The following is an 8277-nucleotide window of genomic DNA, read 5'->3' as shown; positions in this document are numbered from 1 at the left end:
TGAGGAAGCGCCAAAAACTCCAGCCCCGAATAAGGGCAATTTTGGGAGCGGTTCACTTGCGACAGACTCTCCATTCAAATGCGGGACCAGACGGGGCTCAGGTCACCAGGTACAAAGAACTCTGCTCGATGGGAGACTACGGTGCCGGGCCGGAATTGAGAAAAGTCAACCGTGAAGGCGAGTTCCAGAGCAAACTACTGCAAGCATAAAGCCGCCTTTCAGGAAGGAACAGGCCAATGAAATTTTCCATCCTTTTGCCAGCAACAATGGCTTTGCTGTTGATGGCTGCTTGTAACAAGCCGGAAGCAAATCAGCCGACGAGTGAAGTGTACGCGCCTCAACCGGAACCGCCGAATGAGACATCAGGTTCCGGCTCGGGAGGGACTGCTGAAACGGTGGAGCCGGGGCTGCCGTCTTCAGAAGAGCCTGCCGCTCCGCCTCCGGAAGAAGAGCCCCTCCCGGATTCGGAAGGCACGGCTCCGGCTTCCGCGGAAACTTCTCCGCCTGTACCCGGCGACAGCGCGTCCCCCGCACCTGCTGACACATCGGAGGCGCCTGGTGAGGTTCCGCCTGATGGGCAAGAGCCACCTCAGGATTAGTCGCGGCAAGAGCCCGCCCCAAGGTAGATGTCTGCCCCGGCTTGGGGCAGCATCAATGGGCGCCGGAAATGGCGGCGAAAAACAAGTGCTTCCGGTCGTCAAAGTGCCCTGCCATGCGCACGAATGCATAGCTCACTGGCGCGCAACTGGCGCGCAAAATGCGGATTTTAACGTCATTTCCTGACAATCCATGATCTCGAGAAAACCCTAGTGCTCTGTAATTAAAGCATTTAGGTGATTGCCGTATTCTTGTTCCGATTTTTGTAATCAGAGGGTCGGGGGTTCGAGTCCCTCAGCCGGCACCACTGGAGCTTTCTCTACAAAGTAGCGAATTTGAAACAGCTGCAGATGCGCCTGTGCATGGTGGTCGTGCAATCGAAACTGCTGTGACCACACCGTGACATTCCTGCCCTTCCAGGCCGGACATCATCGCAATGATGAGGCGGTCAGGAAGGACAGGGGCGGGGGATTTCGAGATGGGAGCCAATTAAGACTTCGGGAGGCGGTGCATCTCAGGCGGAGTCGCGAAATCTTACGCCGGCTTCGAGCCCTTTCTGCCATACAAGTTCACACTCACGGACTTCCGGACAATTGGAATTTGGATTCGAGATTTCGACGGTGAAGGAAGACGGGCACGGCCAGATCGTGTGGGTTTCCAACTTTAATCCGCTATCTGACATATTCAGAATACGGATATCCATTGTGCAGCGGTCTTCGTTGAACCGTATCCGCCCACACTTCAATGTTCGCCGTCGATGAGATCTTCTCGTTTCCACTTGGTACTTGCTCCCCCCGACCAAACTATTCACTGCCTGAGCCTCGCCAATGTGCGTCTACACGTGCCTATGACTGCAGACTGAATTTTGGAGGGCCTAAGCGGGATCGTAAACTGACCCGTAACCGCTACACATTTGGATAGCCGCGAATACCCTATGCTTAATCTGGCGATACTCAGGAGGGTGTGATGATCGCGGGTGCCCCATAATGGCGGTCCATTCGGGAATGCCTGTTGCTTCAAGGTTCGACTATGTCGACCATCGTCTAGATGCCCTTGGAGTTGGGAAGGGCTGCGCGCGTCTCAAATTGGCGGCATATGCGGAGAAATTGGATGCGTGATTTGCAGTGTGAGGAGGGGGCGCCCAAGCCGGGGTTTTGGTTTCGATGGATGCTATACCTTCTGAAGGCAACTGGAACAGCATTCTTCCTGCTGATTATATGGTTGAGTATAGGGCTAGAGTGGCGCGTTTCTCCAAACCATATGTGGATAGACAAAGACCGCCACTTTCTTGCTTTCTATGCCTTGTCGCTGCTGGCTCTTGTCACAATCACGAAGAGGGCTTGGTGGTTTATCGTAATGACTCTCGTCATATTGGCTGCCGGGATCGAGGTCATCCAGCCCTATTTCGGTCGCCAACTGAGCGTGTTGGACTTTCTGGCAAGCTGCGCAGGTGTATTTCTGGCGTTCTTGCCCGTTCCTTTGTGGCGACTGAGACAGAAATTTAAAATGGTGTAGCGACCGCGTGAATATTTAGTTCAGCCCGGGCGAGGGGGACCCATTTGGGGTGCCGAGCAGGGAGGTAGTGGCGAATGCAAAAACTATGTACCCAGAAGTCGACTATCATTTGGAGGGGCAAATGCTGATCTTCTATGCTTTCCTGGTTTCTTTGTGTTTTGTTGGCTCGTTTGCGTTCCTCATAGGTGCGTGGTGGGCAAGCGATCATGCCAAAGAACGTCGGATGAAAGAAATCCGTTCCGGATATACTGAGATCACTACAGGCAATACCTGATTTGATCTGTCAGTGTCGGCCAAGGTCAAGGGAGGCTGGTTCGACAGGGGTAGATACAAGTGAGTGGTGCTTGAGTTTTCAGTTTGCGAAACGCTTGCGCCCCCGGTTCAGATTTCGATACCGCGCGCGGTGCGATTGCGTGTGCTGGATGGTCGTCGCGAGATAGCCAGCGTCGCCAAACCTTTCGGCCAAACAGCAAGAATGAAGCAAGCCGTCAGGACAACGAGGATGGCAGGAGTTCTGGCCGGGTAATCAACAAGGCTGTGAAGCAGCACAACCAGACAAGATACAGTTGCTGCACGGCGCAGAGGACTGTCCGGGTCTGGAGATTCTGTCCAGGTTTTGATCGTGACTTTCAGGTAAACTGCAAGCGCGACAATCATTGCAAGTACACCCAGAATGCCGAGTTCGATTGCAACTTGTAAATACTCATTATGCGCATGGTTTATCCACACGGATTTCACCGTGTTGGGATCTTCGTAGAGCATGAATACATTTGAGAACGTGCCGAGTCCCGTGCCAAACATCCAGTGATCCTTCAGCATTTCGATTGATGTCGGCCAAACGATCTCCTGACGTCCTTTGTCTGTTATCGAGAAATCTGCGAATGCCACTCCTTCAAGGGCTGGGGCATTCACGGCGAGCAGTATGGAGCCCGCGACACTCGCCACAATCAATACAAGGCTTCCGATGGCTGCTCGTCTAGAAAATGAGTTGTGCAGGATGCAAAGCGATAGAATGCTGACAGGCAGGATGAGAATGTAACTTGCGCGTACACCTGCTGCCCAGATTGCAGATAGGAAAAGTATCAACAAAGCCCCAAGTATGGTCTGTCGGAAAAAGACGTGCTGTCGTGATCGATTGGGGGCTGTGCGCCGTCCCGACATGCCGGCCAACAGGGGAAGACACATGAGTAGCAAAGTCACCTGATGGTTGGCGTTCGCGAAGAATCCCGCTGCTGGATCATATGGGAGAAGCCCTGACAACAACGCCCTGAGGGGGCTCATGGGGACGACCATGAGTAGTCCCAAAAGCGCGCTCGTAGCCCCGCATATCAGTATACCCCACGAGATGGTCTGTGGCCCGGATTCATTTCCGAACGCCGCAACCAGTAGGATGAATGTGATTGGAATGAGGGTCGCCAGCACGGCTCTGGACGTTTCCTGCCCCGAAAAGCTCACAGGCATATTCGGGAGGGAGCTGATGCCCAGGTCGAGCAAGTCTGAAGCAATCACGTCACGACCGGGCAGGGATTCCCACATACCGGCAGGCAAAGGCAGAAGCTGCAGGATCGGCCATACGGCGATGGCAAGAAGCGCAGCAACAATGATCATCGCAGGTCGATGCCGCATCGGAGATGTTGCGGAATAGATTACGCCAGCGATCAGGATTGTGGAAATCAATTGAAGCCACAAATGCGGCAACTGATTCTTGGCACTCGATCCGCCGAGAACAAGGCAGAGCAAAAGGTATGCGACCGGAAGGACGGTCGCGGCGGCATTGCGGAATGACATTATCAGGGCACGCCTCTGTCAATTGCTGGCGTTATGGTCACTTCATGAACGATTGTCCGCGCGCTAGTCGGAAACGCGCCGCCCATTCCAAAAAGCGCCAGATATTGAAAGTCGCAGGGAGCGTCGGCCGGTATGCTGAAAGACGTCGTGTAGGTATGCCGGACCGGCAACAGGTCCTTCACATTGAGATAGTCAATCCTGCTGCCGTCTATGCAGGATACTTCCCAGCGGAAATACCCACCTTCCGGAGACATGTGCCCACTCATGGCGGCCGATAGGGAGTGGGGGCCTGGGGGCAAAGAAATTGCTTGCCGTGCGAGCCATACGCGGCTGCGGCCGGGAAAGGAAGCTGACAGTCCGCCTCGAGCCTCAAGACGCGTATGGGTGGGATTATAAAGCCAATTGAATGGGCGCGGTGCAGATAGTCCGAGGAATGAGGGATCAAAAGGAGCCGTTGCGGTGCTCCGGACATCAGGGCCCACGAATGACTGAAATGCGAAATGTGCGCCAGCCCAATTTCCTTGATCCGTGAGTTTCTCCAGAAAAGTGCTCTGGTTTTCTGGAAACGCACGAGCCAGAGCCATGAGCAAATCATTGTCATCGCTTTGAGCCATGATCTTCAGAGATGTCGTTCGGCCCCAGGTCGGACGCTTGGCTATTGCATCCAAGAATGCCTGGCGCCCTTGAGCAGATAGGCCGATATCCGCGAGTATGCCATCATAGGTTTCCCTTTGGGGGCTATCCAGAAGATAGAGCCTGTCCAGCGCAGCTATCGCTCCTTCGGCGTCGCCCTGCCGAGCGGCCAAAGTCAGTCGCGCCTTCCACGCCAATTTATTGCGTGGAGCGCGGTACAGAATGCGAGTGCTGAGGTGTTGTACCGCTTCATGATCAGAATTCGCGAGTGCTTCAGGCAGCATTGCGATGTATGGCAACGCATCCAACGGCTCCCGCACTGCCAAAGCTTGGATGGCAGCGGTATTTACGGGTGTATCGCTCCCCAGACTTTTTACCAGGCGACTTTTAGCATGTTCCGCTGTGAGGGCCATGCCTGCCAGTCCTGATATCTCTTCCCCGGGCGCGGTGCTGGAGAACCGCAATTGTGACACAAGCAGAAACCCGATTGCGAAACAAATGATTGCCGTGAGGATCGAGAAAACACCGCGCCAATTCATGTGCTGCCTTGGCGACGTCAGTCGTCTAGTTGATCTTTGAACAGCGTGATCTTGCGAGATTGTCTCTCTGTGCGAGCGCTCGGCCGGGCATAATCGTACGCGCCCGGGCCGTAATTGTAGTAGTAATAGCCGTAATCATAGCCAACTTTGCGCGCATCAAACTTGGTGAGGATGGCGCCAACGGTTTGTGCGTGTGTAGACACCAGACGATCCAGTGAACGACGTATGGTGATGCGTCTAGACTTTCCTGAGCTGATGACAACCACTGTTGCGTCGCAAGCCGCTGCCAATAAGGGCGCATCGGCAAATCCCAGCACGGGCGGGCAGTCAACGATCACAATATCGAAAACTTGTTTCAACTGTTCCAGAATTTCGTTGAGTCTGTGTCCGGATAGAAGTTCTGCCGGATTCGGTGGAATACGGCCCGCTGGCAGCAGGAACAGATTTTCTGTCGGACCGGCAATAATGTGCTCCATCGCATCGGCGTCTGACGCAAGCAGTCCTGACAGACCGATAGAGAGATTGCGGTCCACGACGAAGCTTGGCCTGCGCATATCTGCATCAATAACAAGCGCACGCTGACCGCTCCGCGAGAATGCCAGACCCAGCCCCACGGCGCAGGTGGATTTACCTTCCGCCTGAGACGCACTTGTCAGGGAGAGACAGCGTGGAGCTCCGGAATTCGTACTGAACAGGAGGTTGGCGCGAATTGAGAAATACCCTTCAGCAAGTGAATCCTTTGGATTCTTCATCATGTCCTGCACAAGATCAGAGCTCTTGCTTGCCACGGGTACGATGCCGATGATTGGAAGTCCGAGTTTTGAAATCAGTTGCTCCGGAACACGGATGGTATCGTCGATATACTCCCAGAGGATGGCAAGACCGATACCGGCAGCAAGACTGAGTATGGTCGCAAGCAGAAGGTGTTTGCCGAGGCTTGGCTGGAAGGGATGAGTTGGAGCGATCGCCCGGTCAACCACAGATGCCTGGCTGGCACCAATCCCTTCTGCGGTTGTCAATTCTTTCAGTCGGGTCAGTAGAGCATCATATTGAGAACGGTTTGTCTCGACCTGCCGTTCCAGGATGCCATATTGAACACTTTGAGTACGAAGTTCGATCAGCTTTGTTTTCAGTTCACCAATTCGCTCGCGCAGCGATGCTTCTTTGGCCTCGGCGGCTCGAAAGCTGGTTTCCAGTGCATCGACAATTCGGGTGCGTTCAGCTTCGATCTCTCGATCCGTCAGTTCAATACGGCGCTTCAACTCCGTCATTTCTGAATACTCAGGACGGTAAATCTCGAGCTTGTTCTGGTACTCTGTGTCCAGTTGGAAGCGCTGCTCCCGCAACTTTTTCAGGTCTGGGCTGTCCAGAACGTCCAAGGTGATTGGGCTATTTTCCGCTTTGATGTATTTCTGATACGCGGCAATACGTTCGGATTCTGCTGTTGCGAGTTCTTTGTTCAGGGTAACGATGGTCTCGCCATCCAGGGAAAAGATGGAACTGTTGCCACCGAAATTCACCAGTCCTTGTTCTGCGGCATAGCTGGCGAGCAAGGACTCGGAATCTTCCAATGAAAGGCGTGCGGACTCCAGCCTGTCCTCCACAAAGTGTCGCGCATATGCGGTCGTGTTGTATTTTCGTTCGAGGCTCGTCTGAATGAAATTTTCGACCAGCGTATTGGTAATACGCGCTGCGTCTTCCGGGTCCGGAGAGGAAACCCGCACGGCAATCAATCGCGAGAGCCCCTCAACGTTCACCCGCAAGTTCTGCGATAGATATTGGGTTGCGGCATGAACCCGATCTTGTTGTGGCAGTGTCTGGTCGGCATAGACCGGGTCCTGGTCCAGATTAAGCTGTTCGACCACGCGTTGGGCGAGTTCCCGGCTTTTCAGCAAGGCTGACTGTGTTTCGACAAATTCCGGATCAGCCTGAACCTGGGGAGTAACAGAGCTCTCCGAGAGGACTTGAGCTGCGTGTTTGGCAATCTCGATCGTTGCCTTTGCGCGATAGAGGGGAGGAACCAGTAGTGTGCTGAGATAACCGGCCGTGAGGCCGATAATCAGCAATGACATGATCATCCATTTGCGTTTGAAAATGATCTGGACAAGCGCGCGCAACTCAATCGCGTACTCGTCCGACTCAGGCGCTTCCCCGTACCGGTTCGCCGTCGTGGGTACAGGTGCGCTGTTTCCCACCACGCTGAGATTGCCGGGATGACCATCTCGGCCGTCATAGATTCCTGTCGACATAATTGTACGCTTCTAAATTACCAGATGGGCCGGAAAGCGGCGAGGAGAGGACCGGTACGGACGATGTCCAGGAAGGCGCTGCGGACCATCGATCCGTCCATGATGATAAGGTCATTTCCGTAGATGGGTGGGTCTGCGGCTTCACCCTCGCGGATTGCAACAAGGTCAAACGTTGCCATCAGGCGTTGGCCGTCAACCCGGCGAACGATGACTGCGCGTCTTTGGTTGGCATCGTCTGCAGCGCCACCGGACAGTGCGACCGCTTCCAGCAAGGTCAGGCCTGGACGAACATCATACGTGCCGGGGGATTCCACGGCGCCTTCAACGGTGACCTGTTCAATATAGGCCGGTGTCAGAGAGGCTACGACGTCTGGTGAGCGAAGGTAGGATTCGGCAAGCCTGACTTCGATCAGTTCTGCTACTTCCAGTGCGGTCAGACCTAGAAGGTTCATGTCACCGAGCAAGGGAAGCTTTGTCCGCCCTTCAATGTTAAGCGTATAGGTGCCGTCGAGATCTGGCAGGTCGAGAACCTTGATTTCGATCTTGTCCAGCGGCCCAGCGCGAAAATCTGCTGAGCGAACCGGAAACGTATTGTCCGGCAATGGCAGTGCATAGGATTCCAGATTGCCCTTGCCGGATGACGAACATCCGACAAGCACCGCAAGAGCAGATATCATTGGAAGATATCTCATACCCCACCTCTTTGGTTAAGTGTTACGCTTGTCTCTCGTGCCCACCTGGTCAGGTGGTTAGACGATGACAAATCGTGAGTGCCTGCCCCTGTGATAGGGCGATATCCTAGCGTGAAGAAGTCACCAATTCGGGTTACCCGGTTGAGGATTTGGCGAGCGAAGAAGTCTATTCATTTCATCTTTCGATCATACGTTTGCGGATTGTGCGGAAAGACTTCAAATCTTGAGCAGTTCTTTCTCACGAAGGAAGCCGAGGATCACTTC

Annotated in this window: 9 protein-coding genes; 4 read left to right on the top strand and 5 right to left on the bottom strand. The window is 54.1% G+C overall.

Annotation, left to right across the window (positions count from 1 at the left end; all coding sequences use genetic code 11):
• Both HY36_RS18665 and HY36_RS11260 read left to right on the top strand, forming a co-directional pair.
• Nucleotides 1-209 (top strand): hypothetical protein (locus HY36_RS18665; RefSeq protein WP_206741190.1); only part of this gene is annotated, 209 nt, incomplete at its 5' end.
• Between the two features lie 27 nt (nt 210-236).
• Nucleotides 237-599 (top strand): hypothetical protein, encoded by a 363-nt coding sequence (locus tag HY36_RS11260; protein WP_035552705.1) that lies wholly within the window; start codon nt 237-239, stop codon nt 597-599.
• Nucleotides 600-1111: 512 nt separating this feature from the next.
• On the opposite strand, the gene HY36_RS18890 is transcribed toward HY36_RS11260, so the two are convergent.
• The gene (locus HY36_RS18890) at nt 1112-1375 is read right to left on the bottom strand and encodes a PilZ domain-containing protein (RefSeq protein ID WP_162175987.1); all 264 of its coding nucleotides are present in this window, start codon (nt 1373-1375) and stop codon (nt 1112-1114) included.
• A 332-nt stretch (nt 1376-1707) separates the two neighbouring features.
• On the opposite strand from HY36_RS18890, the gene HY36_RS11255 reads away from it, so the two are divergent.
• Both HY36_RS11255 and HY36_RS11250 read left to right on the top strand, forming a co-directional pair.
• A complete protein-coding gene (locus HY36_RS11255) occupies nt 1708-2112 on the top strand; it encodes a hypothetical protein (protein WP_035552702.1) in 405 nt (134 codons plus the stop codon).
• 121 nt (nt 2113-2233) lie between these two features.
• A complete protein-coding gene (locus HY36_RS11250) occupies nt 2234-2386 on the top strand; it encodes a hypothetical protein (RefSeq protein ID WP_155841879.1) in 153 nt (50 codons plus the stop codon).
• A 107-nt stretch (nt 2387-2493) separates the two neighbouring features.
• Here the strand turns inward: HY36_RS11250 and HY36_RS11245 are convergent, their stop codons facing one another.
• The 4 genes from HY36_RS11245 to HY36_RS11230 all read right to left on the bottom strand — a co-directional run bounded on the left by HY36_RS11245 (nt 2494) and on the right by HY36_RS11230 (nt 8013).
• On the bottom strand, nt 2494-3900 hold the full coding sequence (locus tag HY36_RS11245; RefSeq protein WP_035552697.1) for an O-antigen ligase family protein: 1407 nt from the start codon (nt 3898-3900) through the stop codon (nt 2494-2496).
• A 2-nt stretch (nt 3901-3902) separates the two neighbouring features.
• Nucleotides 3903-4946 carry a hypothetical protein gene (locus HY36_RS11240; protein ID WP_155841877.1) on the bottom strand — a complete coding sequence of 348 codons (1044 nt, stop codon included), beginning with the start codon at nt 4944-4946 and terminating at the stop codon, nt 3903-3905.
• 143 nt (nt 4947-5089) lie between these two features.
• On the bottom strand, nt 5090-7321 hold the full coding sequence (locus tag HY36_RS11235) for a GumC family protein (protein WP_051602736.1): 2232 nt from the start codon (nt 7319-7321) through the stop codon (nt 5090-5092).
• Nucleotides 7322-7338: 17 nt separating this feature from the next.
• On the bottom strand, nt 7339-8013 hold the full coding sequence (locus tag HY36_RS11230; protein ID WP_081806160.1) for a polysaccharide biosynthesis/export family protein: 675 nt from the start codon (nt 8011-8013) through the stop codon (nt 7339-7341).
• Nucleotides 8014-8277 lie beyond the last annotated feature (264 nt).

The sequence above is a fragment of the Hyphomonas atlantica corrig. genome (assembly GCF_000682715.1).
GTDB lineage: Bacteria > Pseudomonadota > Alphaproteobacteria > Caulobacterales > Hyphomonadaceae > Hyphomonas > Hyphomonas atlantica.
The sequence above is the reverse complement of the archived record's forward strand: the minus strand, read 5'-3'. Positions and strand labels throughout refer to the sequence as shown.

Coding starts and splice junctions, on each gene's coding strand:
- HY36_RS11250 (WP_155841879.1), top strand. CDS start 2,234: ATGCTGATCTTCTATGCTTTCCTGGTTTCTTTGTGTTTTGTTGGCTCG.
- HY36_RS11230 (WP_081806160.1), bottom strand. CDS start 8,013: ATGAGATATCTTCCAATGATATCTGCTCTTGCGGTGCTTGTCGGATGT.
- HY36_RS11245 (WP_035552697.1), bottom strand. CDS start 3,900: ATGTCATTCCGCAATGCCGCCGCGACCGTCCTTCCGGTCGCATACCTT.
- HY36_RS11260 (WP_035552705.1), top strand. CDS start 237: ATGAAATTTTCCATCCTTTTGCCAGCAACAATGGCTTTGCTGTTGATG.
- HY36_RS11255 (WP_035552702.1), top strand. CDS start 1,708: ATGCGTGATTTGCAGTGTGAGGAGGGGGCGCCCAAGCCGGGGTTTTGG.
- HY36_RS11240 (WP_155841877.1), bottom strand. CDS start 4,946: ATGGCCCTCACAGCGGAACATGCTAAAAGTCGCCTGGTAAAAAGTCTG.
- HY36_RS11235 (WP_051602736.1), bottom strand. CDS start 7,321: ATGTCGACAGGAATCTATGACGGCCGAGATGGTCATCCCGGCAATCTC.